Source organism: Pseudomonas sp. WC1, assembly GCF_050586565.1.
In the GTDB taxonomy this organism is placed as follows: domain Bacteria; phylum Pseudomonadota; class Gammaproteobacteria; order Pseudomonadales; family Pseudomonadaceae; genus Aquipseudomonas.
In genome coordinates, this window is sequence record NZ_JBOBDQ010000084.1 from 1 (window position 1) to 17,995 (window position 17,995).

The 17,995-nt window shown below is 65.7% G+C and carries 16 protein-coding genes and 1 pseudogene; 13 read left to right on the plus strand and 4 right to left on the minus strand.

From position 1 onward, the window contains the following. Nucleotides 1–12: 12 nt before the first annotated feature. Nucleotides 13–1,104: a tartrate dehydrogenase gene (locus ACQ4OD_RS24910; RefSeq protein WP_198755662.1), complete on the minus strand. Its 1,092-nt coding sequence runs from the start codon at nucleotides 1,102–1,104 to the stop codon at nucleotides 13–15. A gap of 95 nt (nucleotides 1,105–1,199) precedes the next feature. Between ACQ4OD_RS24910 and ACQ4OD_RS24915 the strand changes: the two genes are divergently transcribed. The 8 genes from ACQ4OD_RS24915 to ACQ4OD_RS24950 all read left to right on the plus strand — a co-directional run bounded on the left by ACQ4OD_RS24915 (nucleotide 1,200) and on the right by ACQ4OD_RS24950 (nucleotide 10,279). Next, nucleotides 1,200–2,111 carry a LysR substrate-binding domain-containing protein gene (locus ACQ4OD_RS24915; protein ID WP_430945111.1) on the plus strand — a complete coding sequence of 304 codons (912 nt, stop codon included), beginning with the start codon at nucleotides 1,200–1,202 and terminating at the stop codon, nucleotides 2,109–2,111. Nucleotides 2,112–2,274: 163 nt separating this feature from the next. After that, nucleotides 2,275–5,106: a xanthine dehydrogenase family protein molybdopterin-binding subunit gene (locus tag ACQ4OD_RS24920; protein WP_430945112.1), complete on the plus strand. Its 2,832-nt coding sequence runs from the start codon at nucleotides 2,275–2,277 to the stop codon at nucleotides 5,104–5,106. Continuing rightward, nucleotides 5,099–5,638 carry a (2Fe-2S)-binding protein gene (locus ACQ4OD_RS24925; protein WP_139670713.1) on the plus strand — a complete coding sequence of 180 codons (540 nt, stop codon included), beginning with the start codon at nucleotides 5,099–5,101 and terminating at the stop codon, nucleotides 5,636–5,638. The genes ACQ4OD_RS24920 and ACQ4OD_RS24925 overlap by 8 nt, the downstream gene beginning before the upstream one ends. Nucleotides 5,639–5,640: 2 nt before the next feature. Then, entirely contained in the window at nucleotides 5,641–6,852 is a 1,212-nt protein-coding gene (locus ACQ4OD_RS24930) for a cytochrome c (RefSeq protein WP_038705916.1), read from the plus strand. A gap of 3 nt (nucleotides 6,853–6,855) precedes the next feature. Continuing rightward, complete coding sequence (locus ACQ4OD_RS24935; RefSeq protein ID WP_139670715.1) at nucleotides 6,856–7,827, plus strand: XdhC family protein; 972 nt, start codon at nucleotides 6,856–6,858, stop codon at nucleotides 7,825–7,827. Next, nucleotides 7,824–8,387 (plus strand): nucleotidyltransferase family protein, encoded by a 564-nt coding sequence (locus tag ACQ4OD_RS24940; RefSeq protein WP_430945113.1) that lies wholly within the window; start codon nucleotides 7,824–7,826, stop codon nucleotides 8,385–8,387. Before ACQ4OD_RS24935 ends, ACQ4OD_RS24940 begins: the two co-directional genes overlap by 4 nt. 330 nt (nucleotides 8,388–8,717) lie before the next feature. Next, a complete protein-coding gene (hchA, locus tag ACQ4OD_RS24945; RefSeq protein WP_430945114.1) occupies nucleotides 8,718–9,572 on the plus strand; it encodes a glyoxalase III HchA in 855 nt (284 codons plus the stop codon). Then, a complete protein-coding gene (locus tag ACQ4OD_RS24950) occupies nucleotides 9,569–10,279 on the plus strand; it encodes a PA1136 family autoinducer-binding transcriptional regulator (RefSeq protein ID WP_139670723.1) in 711 nt (236 codons plus the stop codon). The genes hchA and ACQ4OD_RS24950 overlap by 4 nt, the downstream gene beginning before the upstream one ends. Nucleotide 10,280: 1 nt before the next feature. On the opposite strand, the gene ACQ4OD_RS24955 is transcribed toward ACQ4OD_RS24950, so the two are convergent. Beyond that, nucleotides 10,281–11,273 carry an NAD(P)H-quinone oxidoreductase gene (locus ACQ4OD_RS24955; RefSeq protein WP_177182907.1) on the minus strand — a complete coding sequence of 331 codons (993 nt, stop codon included), beginning with the start codon at nucleotides 11,271–11,273 and terminating at the stop codon, nucleotides 10,281–10,283. A gap of 298 nt (nucleotides 11,274–11,571) precedes the next feature. Between ACQ4OD_RS24955 and ACQ4OD_RS24960 the strand changes: the two genes are divergently transcribed. Next, nucleotides 11,572–12,444 carry a LysR family transcriptional regulator gene (locus tag ACQ4OD_RS24960; protein WP_430945115.1) on the plus strand — a complete coding sequence of 291 codons (873 nt, stop codon included), beginning with the start codon at nucleotides 11,572–11,574 and terminating at the stop codon, nucleotides 12,442–12,444. Nucleotides 12,445–12,456: 12 nt separating this feature from the next. Here ACQ4OD_RS24960 and ACQ4OD_RS24965 read toward each other — a convergent pair whose 3' ends face one another. Beyond that, nucleotides 12,457–12,930 carry a VOC family protein gene (locus tag ACQ4OD_RS24965; protein ID WP_430945116.1) on the minus strand — a complete coding sequence of 158 codons (474 nt, stop codon included), beginning with the start codon at nucleotides 12,928–12,930 and terminating at the stop codon, nucleotides 12,457–12,459. A 25-nt stretch (nucleotides 12,931–12,955) separates the two neighbouring features. Further along, the gene (locus ACQ4OD_RS24970; protein WP_277503622.1) at nucleotides 12,956–13,135 is read right to left on the minus strand and encodes a DUF2986 domain-containing protein; all 180 of its coding nucleotides are present in this window, start codon (nucleotides 13,133–13,135) and stop codon (nucleotides 12,956–12,958) included. A gap of 154 nt (nucleotides 13,136–13,289) precedes the next feature. Here ACQ4OD_RS24970 and ACQ4OD_RS24975 point away from each other — a divergent pair, with 154 nt between their 5' ends. The 4 genes and pseudogenes from ACQ4OD_RS24975 to ACQ4OD_RS24990 all read left to right on the plus strand — a co-directional run. After that, the gene (locus ACQ4OD_RS24975) at nucleotides 13,290–14,060 is read left to right on the plus strand and encodes a ribonuclease T2 family protein (RefSeq protein ID WP_430945117.1); all 771 of its coding nucleotides are present in this window, start codon (nucleotides 13,290–13,292) and stop codon (nucleotides 14,058–14,060) included. Nucleotides 14,061–14,083: 23 nt separating this feature from the next. Next, nucleotides 14,084–15,772, plus strand: coding sequence for a phospholipase D-like domain-containing protein (locus tag ACQ4OD_RS24980; RefSeq protein ID WP_430945118.1), 1,689 nt, complete (start codon nucleotides 14,084–14,086; stop codon nucleotides 15,770–15,772). A 226-nt stretch (nucleotides 15,773–15,998) separates the two neighbouring features. Beyond that, nucleotides 15,999–16,634 (plus strand): lytic polysaccharide monooxygenase auxiliary activity family 9 protein, encoded by a 636-nt coding sequence (locus tag ACQ4OD_RS24985; protein ID WP_046855967.1) that lies wholly within the window; start codon nucleotides 15,999–16,001, stop codon nucleotides 16,632–16,634. 37 nt (nucleotides 16,635–16,671) lie between these two features. Then, nucleotides 16,672–17,679 (plus strand): annotated as a pseudogene (locus ACQ4OD_RS24990) (chitinase); the annotation flags it as partial. Nucleotides 17,680–17,995: the final 316 nt, after the last annotated feature.

The following is a 17,995-nucleotide window of genomic DNA, read 5'->3' on the forward strand; positions in this document are numbered from 1 at the left end:
CCTGACGTCAAATCAGGCGCCGAGCAGCTCGGCGATGGCCTTGCCCACTTCCTGGGTCGAACGGCTACCGCCCATGTCGCGGGTGGTGTCGCCGTTGGCGATCACCGTCTCGATGGCCTTGAGGATGTCGTCGTGGGCCGCCTGGTAGCGGGCATCGTTGTTCTCCTGTCCGAGGAACTCGAGCATCAGCGCGCCGGACCAGATCATCGCGATCGGGTTGGCGATGTTCTTGCCGTAGATGTCCGGCGCCGAGCCATGCACCGGCTCGAACAGCGAGGGGAACTTGCGCTCGGGATTGAGGTTGGCCGACGGCGCGATGCCGATGGTGCCGGCGCACGCCGGGCCGAGGTCGGAGAGGATGTCGCCGAACAGGTTGGAGGCCACCACCACGTCGAAACGCTCAGGCTGCAGCACGAAACGGGCGCAGAGGATGTCGATGTGCTGCTTGTCCCAGCTGATCTCGGGGTAGCGGGCGGCCATGGCGGCGGTGCGCTCGTCCCAGTAGGGCATGCTCACGGCCATGCCGTTGGACTTGGTCGCCGAGGTCACGTGCTTGCGCTCGCGGGTCTGCGCCACGTCGAAGGCGTACTTGAGGATGCGGTCGACGCCGCGACGGGTGAACACCGACTCCTGCAGCACGAACTCGTTGTCGGTGCCTTCGAACATGCGCCCGCCCAGAGAGGAGTATTCGCCTTCGGTGTTCTCGCGGATCACCACGAAGTCGATGTCGCCGGGCTGCTTGTGCGCCAGCGGGCAGGGCACGCCGGGGAACAGGCGCACCGGGCGGATGTTCACGTACTGGTCGAAGTCGCGGCGGAACTTGAGCAGGGAGCCCCACAGCGAGATGTGGTCCGGGACCTTGTCGGGCCAGCCGACTGCACCGAAGTACAGGGCGTCGAAGCCCTTGAGCTGGTCGAACCAGTCGTCAGGCATCATCTTGCCGTGGGCCAGGTAGTAGTCGCAGCTGGCCCATTCGAAGAACTCGAACTGCAGGTCCAGGCCGTGCTTGCGGGCGGCGGCCTCGACCACGCGCAGGCCTTCGGGGAGGACTTCGTTGCCGATGCCGTCACCGGGGATGGCGGCAATCTTGAAGGTCTTGGTCATGGGGCGCATCTCGTGTCCAGGGAAGATGCAGGCCATGCTATAAGGCTGTGCTTCGGAGATAATCCGGCAATCCATCAATTCTTGGTGCACGAAACGTGAATAATTTGCCGAACCTGGATGACCTCGACATCTTCCTGCAGGTGGCGCGCCGCGCCAGCTTCGCCGCAGTGGCGGACGAGCGCGGCATGTCGGCGGCGTTCATCAGCAAGCGAATTCGCCTGCTGGAGGAAAGCCTCGGCGTGCGCCTGCTGCACCGCACCACCCGGCGGGTGACGGTGAGCGAGGAGGGCGAGCGCGTGTACCAGTGGGCGCAGCAGATCTTCGAGACCCTGCGGCGCATGGACGACGACCTCAACGCCGGCCAGCGCGAGCCGGCGGGGCAACTGCGCATCGCCAGCAGCCTGGGGCTGGGGCGGCGCTTCGTGGCGCCGGCGTTGTCGGAGCTGGCGGCGCGCTACCCAGGGCTGGACATCCGCCTGGATGTGCATGACCGCCTGGTGGACCTGATCGCCGAAGGGGTGGACCTGGACATCCGCGTGGGCAACGTCATCGCCCCGCACCTGATCGCCAAGCCCCTGGCACGCAACCGTCGGGTGCTGTGCGCCGCCCCTGGCTACCTGGCCGCGCATGGCACGCCACGGGTGCTGGCCGACCTGGTCAGCCATGATTGCCTGGTGATCAAGGAGCGCGACCACCCGTTCGGCCTGTGGCACCTGGAAGGCCCCCAGGGCGAGGAAAGCGTGCGCGTCACCGGCGGGCTTTCCAGCAACCACGGCGAGGTGGCGCACCAGTGGTGCCTGGACGGGCGAGGGATCCTGCTGCGCTCCTGGTGGGACGTGCATGACAGCATCGCCGATGGGCGCCTGGTGCAGGTGCTGCCCGAGTACCAGCAGGCGGCGGATATCTGGGCGGTGTATACCGCGCCGTTGGCAGGTTCGGCCAAGGTGCGGGTGGCGGTGGAGTTCTTCCGCCAGTACTTCGCCGAGCGCTATCGCTTGCCGGATTGACCCTTCGCGGCGCCCCGCGACAAGTTGTCTGCTTGACTTGCAAGGGCACCCTACGATCGTTAACTTGACTTCGCAGTCAGTTTTTGTGATCGTGCGCGCCCTTTCAGTTTCTCAAGCACCAGAAAAAGCATGGGCAACCCAAGAGCTGCCCAGAGGATCAACCATGTCCAACCGTGATATTTCCCGGCGTTCGTTCCTGCAAGGCGGGCTGATCGCCGGTGTCGGCGTGACCATGGCGCCGCTCGGCAGCCAGGCGTTCGCCGCCCTGATGGAGAGCAAGGTCACCACCTCGCCGCAGAAGTGGATGAACCACGACGGCAAGGTGCGTTTGCGTAACGACGCGCTGTCCAAGGTCTGCGGCAACAAGGTGTTCGCCCGCGACATCCGTGCCAAGGACATGCCTGGCTGGCCACAGCAGCAAGGCCACGCCATGCTGCTCAAGGCGACCAAGGCCGACCGAATCTACGCGGGCTACGACCTGTCACTGCTGGGCGCCGAGCTGCAGCCGGACCGCGTCGTCAGCGCCGATGACCTGAAAAAGGACGGCATCGCCTGGCCCGAAGCCCATTCGCCAGACCCGTTGCTGCCGCCCGGCCAGGTGCCGATGTTCATCGGCCATCCGGTGGCGATCCTGATCTGGAACGACTTCGAGCGCTTTCGCAAGGCCAAGCTCAAGCTGCAGTTCAACGACCAGGCGATCCGCTACGGTGCCCAGGCGCCGCTGTACCAGCGCGACCCCTACGGCAGCTTCCGTTTCGTGCGCGTGGCCGGCAAGACGCCGTTCGACGAAGATGAATACTCGAGCCTGAAGAACACCATGCTGTTCCCCACCATCCTGGCGCGCAAGCCGGTATGGACCGCCGAGCCCAAGCAGCACGGCACCCTCACCGAGCAGGGGATGTTCTACGCCCAGCGTATCGACGAGCAGCTCAAGCAGCCGCCGCAAGACTGGCTGCTGTTCGACGAGCGCTACAAGACCCCGTCGATCGAGCCCGCAGCCCTCGAGCCGGACAACGGCAACGGCTGGTTCGACCCGGCCACCGGCACCCTGCATTTTGTCGTCGCCACCCAGTGCCCGTTCGAAGTGGCGCAGGAATGCGTGCACATGATCAAGCCGTCGCGTTTCGGCCTGAAACACCTGAACATGCACCCGGGCTACACCGTCGGCTACGGCTCCAAGGACAACAACATCTTCGTGTTCTACGCCGCCGTCGCCGCCCTGTACGGCGCGGGCGTGCCGATCCGCCTGGCCAACGACCGCTACGAGCAGTTCCAGAGTGGCATCAAGCGCCACCCGTTCGACATCCGCTACCAGCTGGCCGTCGACAAGAAGGACATGAGCTTCAAGATCTTCCGCGCCGACATGACCGTCGACGGCGGCGGGCGCATCAACTACAGCCCGTCGGTGGCTTCAGTAGGCGCTACTGCCGCGCAGTCGATCTACTACATGCCGCAGAACGACCTGTCGGTCACCGCCTACCACTCGCGCGGCGTCGAGGCCGGCTCCATGCGCGGCTACGGCACCCTGCAGAGCATGGCCGCCACCGAGATGATGGTCGACGAGATTGCCGACCGCCTGGGCGTGGATGCCATCGAACTGCGCCGCAAGAACGCCCTCAAGTCGGGCATGAAGAACACCCAGGGCGCGGTGCCCGCCGGAGCCCTGCGCCTGCACGAGATCCTCGACAAGGCCGCGGAACACGACTGGTGGAAGAACCGCCATGCGCGCAAGCAGGCCGAAGACGCCAAGGACCACGACAACTGGTACGGCGTGGGCTTCGCCATCACCCAGAAGGACTTCGGCACCGGCGCCGAAGCGCCGATGGCGGCGGTCGAGTTCACTGCCGATGGCCAGATTACTTTGCGCCATATCGGCACCGAGCTGGGCACCGGCATGTCGACCTCCCAGGCCCTGGTGGTCAGCGACTTCCTCGGCCGCGTCGCCGATCACGTGCAGACCGCCCAGACCGAATGGCCTGAGCTGCAACTGAGCACCAGCGGCAACCCCTACCTGATCAGCCAGGCCGAGCAGGACGCCGCGCTGCGCAACCCGCGCTGGGTCGCCAAGCTGGCTTCGCCGTCGTCGGCGACCAACTCGGCGTTCTACTTCAGCCACGCCACCCGCGAGGCGGCCCGGGTGCTGTTCAACCACGGCCTGTGGCCGGCAGCCATGGCCTTGTGGAGCCAGGGCCCGTTCGGCGGCCAGGCCAACCCGTTGGTGGTGCGTCGCGAGAACGCGGTGTGGGTCAACGGCGCGCTGACCGGCAACGGCCTGGAGCCGATCCCGTTCGCGGAGCTTGCGAAGAAGGCCCACGAGATGGGCCTGATCACCGGCGTCAGCGTGCATGGCTTCAACCGCTGGAGCTGGGCCGAGGCCGACTTCGTCATCGACGGCGTGCGCGAGCGCCTGCCGCTCGATGCGCTGGCGGTGAAGTACGGCGACGGTGCGGTGAACGCGAAGAAGGCGCAGATGAACAGCGCCGGCTTCCACCTGCTCGACCGGCAGAACGCCGAGTACCCGGCCACCCAGCTGAACAACGCCATGGTCACCTACTACAGCCCGGTGGCGACCATCGTCGAGGTCAAGGTGAACAAGGGCAGTGGCGAGGTCACAGTACTCAACCACCACAGCTGGGTCGAGTGCGGCCGGGTGTTGGTGCCCGAGCTGGTCAAGGGCCAGCTCGAAGGCGGTATCGCCATGGGTATCGGCCATGCGCTGCTGGAAGAGATGCCGCTGTACGAGGGTGGCCCGGGTGAGGGCGACTGGAACTTCAACCGTTACCGCCTGCCGATGGCCCGGCATGTGGCGGTGTGGAAGCAGACGTCCGAGATCCTGCCGCCGCTGTCGCCGACCGACCCGTCCAAGGGCATTGCCGAGGTGGTGATGATCCCGGTGGTCGGCGCCATCGGCAACGCCGTGGCCCATGCCATCGGCAAGCGTGTCCGCGACCTGCCCATCACCCCCGCCCGCGTCAAGGAGGCCCTCAATGGCTGACCGCAAGCTGCAACTGACCCTCAACGGTCAACCTGTCGTCACCGAAGTGGTCCCCGATGACCTGGCGATGATCGACTACCTGCACGAATACCAGAACCTCACAGGCTCGCGCCTGGGCTGCGGGCAGGGCATCTGCCACGCCTGCGTGGTGATCGTCGACAACCCCGACGGCACCAGCGAGGAAGTGCGCACCTGCATCACCGGCGCGCACTATTTCGAGGGCAAGAAAGTGCGCACCATCGAAGGTCACGCCAAACGCGACGAAGCGGGCAACCCCACTGAGTTGAACCCGATCCAGCAGAAGTTCGTCGACCGCTTCGCCTTCCAGTGCAGCTACTGCGCCCCGGGCTTCGTCAACGCCGCCACGGTGCTGGTGGAGAAGGCCCAGCGCAAGCCGCTGAAAAAAAGCGAGCTGGAGCAGGCCATCGAAGCCAGCCTCGGCCATCATGTGTGCCGCTGCACCGGCTATGTGCGTTACTACGAGGCGACCCGCGACGTGCTGGGCGACCTCGGCCTGGTCAAGGAGGGTTGAGCATGACGCGAGTTCTGAGCAGCCTCGCCCTGGCCATTGGCGCGCTGGTCGCCTGCAATGTCCAGGCGGCCGATGAGGCATTGATCAAGCGCGGCGAATACCTCGCCCGCGCCGCCGACTGCATGGCCTGCCACACCGCCGAGGGCGGCGCGCCCTACGCTGGCGGTCTGCCGATCCATTCGCCATTCGGCACCATCTACGGCACCAACATCACCCCGGACAAGCAGCACGGCATCGGCAACTACAGCAGCGACGAGTTCTTCGCCGCCCTCACCGAGGGCAAGCGCAAGGACGGCGCCAACCTCTACCCGGCCATGCCCTACACCTCGTACCACCTGATCAAGCGCGAGGATTCCGATGCGATCCACGCCTACCTGATGAGCGTGGCGCCGATCAACCGGCCGGCGCCGGAAACCAGCCTGAGCTTCCCGTTCAACGTGCGCACCGGCCTGATGGGCTGGAACCTGCTGTACGGCAAGAGCGTGCAACTGGAGGAGGGCAAGGGCAACAGCGAGGCGTGGAAGCGCGGCCAGTACATGGTCGAGGTGCTCGGCCATTGCGGCGAGTGCCACACCCCGCGCAACCCCATCGGCGCACTGCAGCAGGACAAACGCCTGACCGGCGGCCTGCTGCTGGGCTACCTGGCGCCGAGCCTGCTGGCCCAGGACCTGGCCGACCGCGGCTGGAACCAGGCCGACCTGGCGACCTTCCTCAAGCACGGTATCAGTGCCCAGGGCAGCATGTTCAACGAGATGTACCCGGTGGTGCACCACAGCACCCAGCACCTTGAAGACAGCGACCTGTCGGCCATGGCCACCTACCTGCTCGGCGACCAGCCGCCGGCGGCCAAGGTGGTGCAGGCGGTGGCCCACGAAACCTTGGGCGAGAGCGCCAAGCGTGGCCGCCAGCAGTACCTCAATGTCTGCGCCGGCTGCCACGGCGGTGATGGCGAGGGCAAGCCGCACATTGCCGTGGCCATGCAGGGCAACACCGTGCTGCGCCAAGCCGACTCGCGCAACCTGGTCAAAGCCATCGTAGACGGCATCCGCGAACAGCAGTTCACCGGCTTCGAGCGCATGCAACCGATGCCGGGCTTCGCCGACAAGCTCGACGACCAGCAGCTGACCGACATGGTCAACTACCTGCGCGAAGCCTGGGGCGGCCTGCCAGGCGACCTGACCACCCAGCAGCTGGCCCAGCTGAAGGCGGATTGACCCGTGCAGCATCTCGACCTGCAGGTGGTGCGCCAGGCGGCGCAATGGTCGCGCGACGGGCTGCGCGTGTGGCTGTGCAGTGTGCTGTGCACCTATGGCTCGGCGCCGCGCGCGCCGGGTTCGCTGCTGGCGGTGGGCGAGGGTGGGCACTGGGTGGGATCGCTGTCGGGTGGCTGTGTCGAGGATGACTTCCTCGAGCGGGTGTCCGCTGGCGAGTTCGCCTCGGCGGTTGCCGTGGTGCGCTATGGCGACGGCAGCGACACCCGCGGCAACATCCGCCTGCCGTGCGGCGGCATTCTCGACGTGCTGGTGGAGAACCTGCCCGGCGACTGCGCCACCCAGGCGCATCTTGCCGAGCTGGAGAGTGCCTTGCTCGGGCGTCGGCGGCTGTTGCGCGAGGTCGACCTGCGCAGCGGTGAACGGCGGCTGAGCGATGACCTCGGCCAGGGGCCACGGGTGGAGCGTGGCGAGCATTGCGTGCGCCTGCGCATCGGCGCCGCCCAGCGCCTGTTGCTGGCAGGCTACTCCAGCGTCGCGCACTTTTGTGCCGAGTTTGGCAAGGGCCTGGGTTTCGAGGTGGTGCTGTGCGACCCTCGCGACGAGGTGATGGACAACGTGGCGCTGGACGGGATAGAAATCCGTCGTGAACTGCCTTCGCTGTTCATCGCCAACGGCGGCTGCCATCGCGACACCGCGGTGGTGGCGCTCACCCACGACCCCAAGATCGACGACCTGGCCATGCTCGAAGCAGTGCGTACCGAAGCGTTCTACATCGGTGTGATGGGCTCACAGGCCACGTCGGCCAAGCGTCGTGAGCGCCTGCGCCGCATCGGCGAGCTCGGTGATGCCGACATGGCGCGCATCCATGCGCCGATCGGCCTGAACCTGGGCAGCAAGACGCCGGCGGAGATCGCCCTGGCGGTGCTCGCCGATATCCTGCGGACCCGCAGCGGTATCGCCCGCGAGGCCTTGTGAAGGTCGTCGCCCTGGTGCTGGCGGCCGGGCAGGGCGCGCGCTTTGGCGCGGACAAGCGCCGGGCCTTGATGGCCGATGGGCGCAGCTTGTTGCAGCACAGTGTGGAGCGCGCCCTGGCGGCGTTCGACGAGGTGCGCGTGGTGCTGCGCGCTGGCGAGTGGGCCGAGGACCTTGGGTTGCCGCCGGCCTGCCGGGTCGTCCACAGCCCCGAGGCAGGACTGGGCATGGGTCATAGCCTGGCGGCTGGCGCGGCGTCGCTGGGTGACAGCGAGGCGCAGGCGGTGGCGATCCTGCTCGGGGACATGCCATGGATCGGGGCGGCGACCTTCCGTCGTCTGCTCGCCTCGGCGGCGCCCTCGGTCATCGTGGTGCCGCGTCATCAGGGGCAGAACGGCCACCCGGTGGTGTTCGGCCGGGATTACTGGGCCGAGCTGACGCTGTTGGCTGGTGATGAAGGGGCGCGCTCGGTGCTGCGGCGGCATGCCGATCGCGTTGTCGTGTTGGAACTGGACGATGGCGGGATAGTGCGCGACGTCGATACGCCTGCCGCGCTCGACTAGACTGCTCTGGGTCCATTGGTGGCCCCGCTTCGAACACAACGTGATGCACTGGTTTGGCACGGATAGCGTGGGAGCGGGCTGGCCCCGCTATCACCGGCGCAGCCGGTGCCATACACCGCATCGCGGGGCAAGCCCGCTCCCACGCTGATGATGCTTGCAACCTCATTCTCTGCTCTGCAGCCCCGGAGGATCGGGTGATGTGCTGTAGGGACCGCGAGGGCCGTTGTACCGATGCCACGGGTAGCCATTGAGGGAAAACCCTCATTGCCGCTCATCCGGCGGCCTCCTAGCATGGATCCGGTTACCTACCCCAGGCACAGGAGCACAACCATGACCAGCCCCAACGACGACAAACGCCCAACCCCCGACCCGGCCGAGGACAACGCCTTCTTCCCTTCGCCGTATTCCCTCAGCCAGTTCACCTCGCGCAAGTCCGACCTCAGCGGCGCCGACTATCCCGACGCCTACCGTGGCGGACGCTGGAAGGTGCTGCTGATCGGCGCCGACGAGCGCTACCTGCTCACCGACAACGGCACGCTGTTCTCCACCGGCAACCACCCGGTGGAAACGCTGCTGCCGATGTACCACCTGGACAAGGCCGGTTTTGCCTTCGACGTCGCGACCTTGTCGGGCAACCCGGTCAAGTTCGAATACTGGGCCATGCCGGGCGAGGACACCGAGGTGCTGGGCCTGTTCGATCGCTACAAGCCAGCGTTCAAGCAGCCGCGCAAGCTCGCCGATGTGCTGGAACAGGCCCTGGGTGAGGACTCGGACTATATCGGTGTATTCATCCCGGGCGGCCACGGCGCGCTGATCGGCCTGCCGGAAAGCGAGGAAGTCGGGCGAGTGCTGAAATGGGCGGCGGACCACGACAAGTTCGTCATCACCCTGTGCCACGGCCCGGCGGCGCTGCTGGCCGGCGGCAAGCTCTACGACGGCTACAAGATCTGCGCCTTCCCTGACGATCTGGATGCCAAGACCCCGGACATCGGCTACATGCCCGGCCACCTGACCTGGAAGTTCGGCGAACACCTGCAGGCCCAGGGCGTCGAGATCATCAACGAGGGCATCTCCGGTGCCGTCCACCAGGATCGCAAGCTGCTCACCGGCGACAGTCCTTTGGCCGGCAATGCCCTCGGCAAGCTGGCCGCCTCGGCGTTGCTCAAGGCAGTCAACGGCGGATGAGGGACTTGCCGTTCGATCAGCTGGTGCAAGCCGTCCAGCGGATCGCGCAGGCCACCGACCTGGCGGATATCCAGTCGGCCGTGCGCAATGTCGCCCGGCCGCTGGGCTATGACCGCTTCGTGCTGTTCAGCGCCAGCGCTGCGCGGGACGAGGTGGTCGAGCGTATCCATTGGGTGGAGGGGGACTGGTTCGGCGATGGCCAGGCGGTCGACGCCCAGACCTACGTGCGCCACTGTCCGGTGACCCGTCACCTGCTGGCGGCACGCGAGCCGTTCTTCTGGAGCAAGCGGCTGGACGATGGCAACGAGCGTTACCGCGTGGTACGAACGCCGAGCGGGCCGGGTATCCACGGCTTGCAGGTGCCGGTGTTCGGTCCCGCAGGCCTGGAAGGCGCCATGAGTTTCGGTGGCGCGCAGGTCGTGGCGACATCTGCCGCACGCCTGGCCCTGACGCTGCTGGCCCAGGCCGCGTTCGCGGGCGCTCGGCGGCTGTTGGAAGCGCCCAGCGGCCAGGGGCGTTTGTCCGAGCGTGAGCGCCAGGTCCTGGCCTGGACCGCCGCCGGGCAGCGCCAGGCCGATATCGCCGCCACCCTCGGCCTGTCGCTGCGCACGGTGGAAAACCACCTGCGCGCCGCCCGCCGGCGCCTGGGAGTGAGCACCACCGCCCAGGCGATCAGGATCGCCCTGGGCAGCGGTGCGCTCGACTGACTCAGCCCTTGTGCGCGACGTTCAGCACCACCTTGCCGATATGCCGGCCCGACTCCATCAGTTCATGGGCCTGGCTGGCCGCTGCCAGCGGGAAGGTGGCGTGGATCAGCGGCTTGACCGCGCCGCTGCGTACATGGGGCCAGGCCTTGGCCTGCAGCTCGCCGAGGATCGCCGCCTTGTCGTCGGCGCTGCGCGCGCGCAGGGTCGAGCCGATATGGGTCAGGCGCTTGGTCAGCAGCGGGAACAGGTCGACCTCGGTGGCCGGGCCCTTGACCACGCCGATCTGCACGATGCGCCCGTCCATGGCGGCGGCCCTGAAGTTCCGCGCCACGTAGTCGCCGGCGATGATGTCGACGATCACATCCACGCCCTTGCCGTCGGTGTGCGCCATGACTTGCTCGACGAAGTCCTCGCGGGTGTAGTCGATGGCCACGTCGGCGCCAAGTTCGAGGCTTGCGGCCTGTTGCCCGGCGCCATTGACCGTGGTGAAGATCTTCGCCGCGCCGAAGGCCCGGGCCAGCTGCGTCGCGGTAGTGCCGATGCCCGACGCGCCACCATGGATCAGCACGCTTTCACCGGCCTTGAAGCCGCCGCGCTGGAACAGGTTGACCCACACGGTCATGAAGGTTTCCGGCAGCGCCGCGCCCTCGACCATCGACAGGTTTTCCGGCAGGTGCGCGGTGGTGCGTTCGTCGGCCACAGCGTACTCGGCATAACCCCCGCCCTGGACCAGGGCGATCACGGCATCGCCGAGGGCAAAGTGACGGACCTGCTCGCCGATGGCCACCACCTTGCCGGCGATCTCCAGGCCCGGGATGGCCGGCGCGCCGGCGGGTGGATCGTACAGGCCCTTGCGCTGCAGCAGGTCGGGGCCGTTGACGCCAGCGGCATGCACCTGCACCAGCACCTCGCGCGGGCCTGGCTGGGGCGTGGCATGGCTGGCAACCTGCAGGACCTCGGGGCCGCCTGGCCGGGTGATGTCGATGGCGCTCATTTGGCTGGGGATGATGTGACGCATGAAGACCTCTGTCATTCTGAAGAAAGGCCGTGCCGGCCCGTTGCGTCACAGGGTATGCAACCCGGGTTGTCCGGTCGCGCGGCGATTTTGCGACGCACCTTTGCAGATTTTCTTCAGCCTGCCGCATCCCTGCGAATTGTTGTGGGAAGCGGTTTTGTGTTGCCTGTACTGGCCTCATCGCTGGCAAGCCAGCTCCCACAATGCGCAGGTGATCCCTGTGGGAGCTGGCTTGCCAGCGATGGGGCGCGGCGCGCCCCCAATCAGGAGTGGACCAATGAACTGGGATGATGCCCGCATGCTGCTGGCCTTGAGCCGCGAACAGACCCTGCGCCGCGCCGCCCGGGTGCTGCGGGTCGACCAGGCCACGGTGGGCCGGCGGGTGGCGGCGCTGGAGGCGGACCTGGGCTCGACCTTGTTCCTGCGCACGCCGGCCGGCTACCAGTTGACCGCCATCGGTGAAGTGGCCGTGGAAATGGCGCAGAAGATGGAACAGGCGGCTCTGGAGCTGGCCCGCCGAACCCGAGGCGCGGACAACGAGGAGGCCGGCGAGGTGCGCATCGCCACCACTGACTCCCTGGCCCTGGAGTTCGTCATCCCGGCACTGCGGCAGGTGCACGAGACCCATCCTGAGGTGCGCGCGGTGCTCAGTGGCAGTTCGGAGATCGTCAATCTGTCGCAACGTGAAACCGACATCGCCATCCGCAACCAGCGCCCGGACAGCCCCGACCTGGTGCTGCGCAAGCTGGCCAGCTGGCAGATGGGCCTGTTCGCTTCGGCGGATTACCTGGCGCGGCGGGGCGTGCCGGAGGAGGGCAGCTTTGCCGGCCACGACCTGGTGGTGTATGAGCCGTACTGGCGCGACCGCGCCGAACCGACCCTGGTGGACGTGCCCCTGGGCGAAGGGCGGGTGGTGATGGCGGCCAACGCCAGCATGATGCTGCGCCGCGGCATCGCCGAAGGCCTGGGCCTGGGGGAGATCCCGGTGGAGCTGGGGCAGCGTGACGGCTTGCGGCGAGTCTGGCCGCAACGCATGCGCAGCCAGCCCTACGAGGTGTGGATGGTCACCCACCAGGACCTGCGCCACACGGCGCGGGTGCGCGCGGTGATCGAGCAGTTGGTGCGGGCGTTTGCCGGGCCAGGCGAGTGATAGGCGCCGCAGTCAGCCTGCAACGGCCGAAGGGCTGAACGCGTCTGCGATGAAGGCTTCGAGCGCCAGGGCCTCGATGATCTCGATCGAGAAATGCCCGAAACGCTTGGGCAACCAGATGATGCGGGCCCCGGCAGGCGATTGCAGGTGCTCGCGAGCCAGTGGCCTGCCGTTCTCGTCCTCGGGCTGGATGCCATTGGCCGTCAGCTGGTCATAGGCCTGCTCGATGTCCGGCGTGGAATAGCAATGGCGGTAGATCATCCCTTCGCCATGGGTATCGAGCAGGTCCTTGAGGTTGCCCGCCAACGGTTGGACCAGCATGAAACGCTCCTGGCCGACCCGGGCGATCGCGTAGTGGACGTGCAGGCCGCCGCGTTCCCAGACCAGCGTCCGGGAAATGTCGGCGCCCAGCACCTGCGCGTAATAGCTACAGGCGGCATCCAGATCGGCGACCAGTACATCCACGTGGCTGAACTTGAGGTCCATCGCATTGCTCGCTCATGCAGAAGGTTCAGGGCTGTGCCGGCGCGCCGTCGCTCACCAGGTCTGCTTCGGGCTGGCCGGCCTCGGCCGCCAGTTTCAACCGGTCGGCCTTGGAGATGTAGGGGTTCCTGTTTTTCGGCGCCAACTTGGCGCTGGCCTTCTTGGCGTGGGCTTTCAACAGTTGGTTGATCTTTTTACGACGGTTCATGTTCTTCCACTTCATTGACGCTGGGTGCTGCCGCAGGGGTGAACGATACAGCAAACCGCCACTGACGAATCGTCATATTCGCGCTACACCATCACATGACGGGTTAAACCGAGCGACAGGCACGGAGCCTGTCGCACCCGACAAGGAGGTCATCATGCAATGGACACCACGATCTGCAACCCGCCTGAAAACGCTGCTCTTTGGCTGCCTGGCAGCCGCCGCCTCGCCCACCTTCGCCGAGCAAGTCTGCGTGTTGCCCGACAATGTCGAGCCTGCGCCGGCCCGCCCCGTGGATTACGTCAACAAGGACCTGCCCACCGATTACCTGGCCCTGGTGCTGTCCTGGTCGCCGGAGCATTGTGAAGCCCAGCGCAACAAGCCCAAGGCGCAACGCGAAAAGCATGCCTTCCAGTGCTTCTCGGGCAATCGTTTCGAGTGGGTGGTGCACGGCCTGTGGCCGCAGAATGGCTACGCCAGGTCCAACCAGGACCATCCGCGCAACTGCCAGACTGTCGGTTCGTTGCCGGCACCCTTGGTCAGGCAGCACCTGTGCATGATGCCCGGGCCGGACCTGATGCAGAACGAATGGCAGGCCCACGGTACCTGCGGCTGGTCGTCGCCGGACCGCTACTTTGCCGATATCCAGCGGGTCTACGACTCGCTGCAGCGGCCCTCCCTGCAGGAAATGCTCGGCAGCGAAGCGGGCCCCAATCAATTGGTGGACGCCAAGGTGAGCGACATCAAGCAGGCGTTCCTGGCCCATAACCCGGCGCTGCCTGCGCAGAGCCTGCGGGTATCGGTGGGGTCGGGCAACCGCCTGAAAGAGCTCTGGGTCTGCCTGGACAAACAGCTCGGCCCAATGCCGTGCCCGGCCGGCGGGACTCCCGACAACCAGCAGATCAAGGTCCGCATACCCTACCAGTAACCTTCCTGCAAGGAGTGCCTCCCATGCGAGCATCCGCCACGGGCGACTACCTGCGCGTACGCGCCATCACCGGTACCCATGTCGTGGTGCTGGCCTGGGACTTCGTCACGCCACCGAACCTTGCGACGCTGGTCGCCGAGCAGAACCTGCTGGGCTTTGCCGTGCAGCGCAAGCAGTTCGACGCGGCCGGCCAGGTGCGTACCCGCTATTACCTGCGTGGCTTGAAACGCTTCGCAGACAAGGACAAGGGGCTGCCCCCGGGCACGCGGGTGCCGACCAGCGAGCACCCCATCCAGAGTTTCCTGTGGGCGGACTACACCGCCACTGCCGAAGGCGACTACGAGTACGCGGTGCAACCGGTGTTCGGCGAGCCGAAGAACCTGCGTGTGGATGAGGCCCTGGGTGTTGCCGTGCGTGTGCGCTGCGAAAGCACGACGGCGCCAGGCACGGGCGTGCGCCACGACGTGCACTTCAACCGTGGCGTGATCGGCTCCCAGGCCTATGCCCGGGAGTTCGACAACGTCGCTCCCGACCCTGACGCGCCGCAATCCAAGCCGATGAGGTGGCTTTCGCGAGGCTTGTACGAAGCCCTGCTTGCCTTCATCGAACGCGGTGCCAGGCCGGGCATGGGGTTGCGCGCGGCGTTCTATGAATTTCACTACCTGCCGGTCGCCCAGGCGCTAAGCGATGCCGCGCAAGAAGGCGACGTGCAGGTGGTCTATGACGCGGCCAGCAAGTACAAGGCCGAGAACCAGGCCACCATCGCCCAGGCCGGCCTGGCCGCCCACGCTCATCCGCGTACGGTCAGCGAAGGTATCCGCCACAACAAGTTCATCGTGCTGCTCGAGCATGGCCAGCCGGTCAGTGTCTGGACCGGCTCGACCAATATCTCGGCCGGTGGGATCTTCGGCCATTCGAACGTGGGGCACGTCGTCCACGACCCCGAAATCGCCCGGCGATACCTTGATTACTGGACACGCCTGCAACGCAACCTGACGCCAGGCAAGTTGCGCACGCCCAATGCCCAGGCCAGCCCGCTGCCGGCATTGCCGTTGCAGCCGGGCACCTATCCCGTGTTCAGCCCGCGCGAAGATAACGAGGAGCCCCAGGCGCGCAAGACCTTGCAGTGGTACGCCAACCTGGCCAGCGCGGCCAGTCAATTGGTGTGCTTCACCGCTGCCTTCGAGATCGCCGCCGAATTCCAGGCGGTGTTCCAGGCACAGAACGATGTGCTGCGCTACGTGATCAAGGACGATCCGCTGAAGGCGACGGAGAACATCGGTACCGACGGTGACGTGATCTTCGCTGCCGGTAGCTACCTGAGCGAGGACAACACGCTGAGCAACGCGCTGAAGGAACGCGACAACCCGCTCAACAGCAACGATTACATCCACACCAAGTACATGCTGGTCGATCCCTTGGGCGAGCAGCCCACGGTGGTGACGGGCTCGGCGAACTTCAGCAGCGCCTCCCAGGTGAAGAACGACGAGAACATGCTGGTGATCCACGGCGACACCCGGGTGGCGGACATCTACTTCGGCGAATTCATGCGCCTGTTCGACCATCACTACGCCCGCTACCTGGCGGCCAGGTACCAGGACCGGCCCGGCAGCCAGGGCAATTATCTGAAGGAGACGGCCGGGCAATGGCTGCCCGCGCACCTGGACCCGTCGAACTACCGCTCGAAACGCCGGCAGTACTTCATTGGCTGACAGGCTCGGGCACTGGCAGACGTCGCGTTGGCGTGTAGGTGTTTTGCTTCAGGGTGAGTAGGATAATTCAAGTTATACTGTATATTTGTCCAGTATTCATTGGTGATTCCAATGCCTGAGCACGCCAGGAGCAAAAATGGCTGCGTGGACAATAAATCCAGCTCCGTTAGTTTGAAGGCCTCTCCTTCGGAAAGGGAGAGTTCTCAAACCACATGGAGTTACAACGATGAACCAACCAGAAAACCAGAACCCGCTTCGTCACGGTCGTGTCACCACCCCAGCCTCGCGTGGCGCCGTCGCCATCGACCTCGGCGTGCTGAGCGGCTGGCAGGTCGATGAAATGGAAGGCGGCAAGAACTTCCCGGCCCTGGCCGCCGGTCCGTTCCCCGCGCCGTTCCAGTCGGACAACCCGAGCGTCGCGCCGCCCGCCGATGGCTACATCCTCAGCGGTGGCAAGACCGACGCCCGTGACTGCGTTAACTTCACCGACGAGGAGATGGGCAAGAAGCTCAACCGCGCCTTTACCTGGCCGCTGATCAATGTCGACGCCGGGCAAGTGTTCAAGGTGACCTGGCGCTACACCGCGCCGCATACCACCCGTGGCTATCGCTGGCTGATCACCAAGGACGGTTGGGACCCGAAACAACGCATCACCCGTGCGCAATTGGAAGACAAGCCGTTCGCCGAGGACTTCTACCCGCAGGTGCCGTACTACAGCCACGCCGGCGAGTTGAAGGCCAAGGTCGACCACGAAGTGAAGCTGCCGGCCAACAAGAAAGGCCGTCACGTGATCGTGCTGATGTGGATCGTCGCCAATACCGGCAACGCCTTCTACCAGGCATTCGACGTCGACTTCCAGTAAGTCCGCGGGATCTACACACGTTCTGAAGGATTGGAACATGGCAACGATTGACTTTACCCAACTCAAGGCAGCGCAGGATGACGCTGCATCGCGGATGCCCAGCCTGGCGGGCAAGAAGATCCTCATGGGCTACTGGCACAACTGGCCGGCCGGCCCGGCGGATGGTTACCAGCGCGGGCAGTTCGCCAACATGAGCCTGGAGGAGGTGCCACGCGACTACAACGTGGTGGCGGTGGCCTTCATGAAAGGTAGCGGCATACCGACCTTCAAGCCGTACAACCTGTCCGATGCCGAGTTCCGGCGCCAGGTGGGCGTGCTCAACAGCCAGGGCAGGGCGGTGCTGATGTCCCTGGGCGGCGCCGATGCGCATATCGCCCTGAACCCGGGCCATGAACAACCGCTGGCCAATGAAATCATTCGCCTGGTGGAAACCTACGGTTTCGACGGGCTGGACATCGACCTTGAACAGAGCGCGATCGATTTCGCCGCCAACAAGACGGTCCTGCCTGCCGCGCTGAAACTGGTGAAGGATCACTACGCCGCCGAGGGCAAGCATTTCATCATCAGCATGGCACCGGAGTTCCCCTACCTGACCAGCGCGGGGCGCTACGTCGACTACCTCAAGGCACTGGAGGGGTACTACGACTTCATCGCCCCGCAGTTCTACAACCAGGGGGGCGACGGGCTCTGGGTGCAGGAGGCCAACAATGGCAACGGCGCCTGGATCGCGCAGAACAACGATGCCATGAAGGAGGACTTCCTGTTCTACCTGACCGAGAGCCTGGTCAGTGGCACCCGCGGCTTCACCCGGATCCCGGCCGACAAGTTCGTCATCGGCCTGCCGGCCAACGTCGACGCGGCCGCCACCGGCTATGTGATCAACCCGACGGCGGTGACCAACGCGTTCAAGCGCCTTTACGCCAAGGGCGTGTCGATCAAGGGCCTGATGACCTGGTCGGTCAACTGGGACAGCGGGGTCAACAAGAACCACGTGCCCTACAACCAGGAGTTCAGCCGGCGCTACGGATCGCTGATCAACAGTGGCAACAAGGCCACAGCGTCCGTCGACGCCTGATCGAGCCAGCATCCGGCAGACGTGCCTGATGCCCGACAGTCGAGGCCTGTCGGCTTGATCACTGCATGAAGATCCGATGCCGCAAGGCATCGGATTTTTTGTGCCTGGTCGCTAGTGTGGTGTTTCACAAATAACGACCATAACTCCCGGCGCTTTTTGCGCTCATGCGGCGTTGTCGCTCCTCGCCGTAGCTGGGCTACGACTCGTCGCGACGCCTTGCCTGAGCGCAAAAATCGCTCGCGATTTATTGTTCGTATTTGCAAAACACCACACTAGGGCGCCGGTA

Coding starts and splice junctions, on each gene's coding strand:
- ACQ4OD_RS24910 (WP_198755662.1), bottom strand. CDS start 1,104: ATGACCAAGACCTTCAAGATTGCCGCCATCCCCGGTGACGGCATCGGC.
- ACQ4OD_RS24920 (WP_430945112.1), top strand. CDS start 2,275: ATGTCCAACCGTGATATTTCCCGGCGTTCGTTCCTGCAAGGCGGGCTG.
- ACQ4OD_RS24925 (WP_139670713.1), top strand. CDS start 5,099: ATGGCTGACCGCAAGCTGCAACTGACCCTCAACGGTCAACCTGTCGTC.
- ACQ4OD_RS24930 (WP_038705916.1), top strand. CDS start 5,641: ATGACGCGAGTTCTGAGCAGCCTCGCCCTGGCCATTGGCGCGCTGGTC.
- hchA (WP_430945114.1), top strand. CDS start 8,718: ATGACCAGCCCCAACGACGACAAACGCCCAACCCCCGACCCGGCCGAG.
- ACQ4OD_RS24950 (WP_139670723.1), top strand. CDS start 9,569: ATGAGGGACTTGCCGTTCGATCAGCTGGTGCAAGCCGTCCAGCGGATC.
- ACQ4OD_RS24955 (WP_177182907.1), bottom strand. CDS start 11,273: ATGAGCGCCATCGACATCACCCGGCCAGGCGGCCCCGAGGTCCTGCAG.
- ACQ4OD_RS24960 (WP_430945115.1), top strand. CDS start 11,572: ATGAACTGGGATGATGCCCGCATGCTGCTGGCCTTGAGCCGCGAACAG.
- ACQ4OD_RS24965 (WP_430945116.1), bottom strand. CDS start 12,930: ATGGACCTCAAGTTCAGCCACGTGGATGTACTGGTCGCCGATCTGGAT.
- ACQ4OD_RS24970 (WP_277503622.1), bottom strand. CDS start 13,135: ATGAACCGTCGTAAAAAGATCAACCAACTGTTGAAAGCCCACGCCAAG.
- ACQ4OD_RS24975 (WP_430945117.1), top strand. CDS start 13,290: ATGCAATGGACACCACGATCTGCAACCCGCCTGAAAACGCTGCTCTTT.
- ACQ4OD_RS24980 (WP_430945118.1), top strand. CDS start 14,084: ATGCGAGCATCCGCCACGGGCGACTACCTGCGCGTACGCGCCATCACC.
- ACQ4OD_RS24985 (WP_046855967.1), top strand. CDS start 15,999: ATGAACCAACCAGAAAACCAGAACCCGCTTCGTCACGGTCGTGTCACC.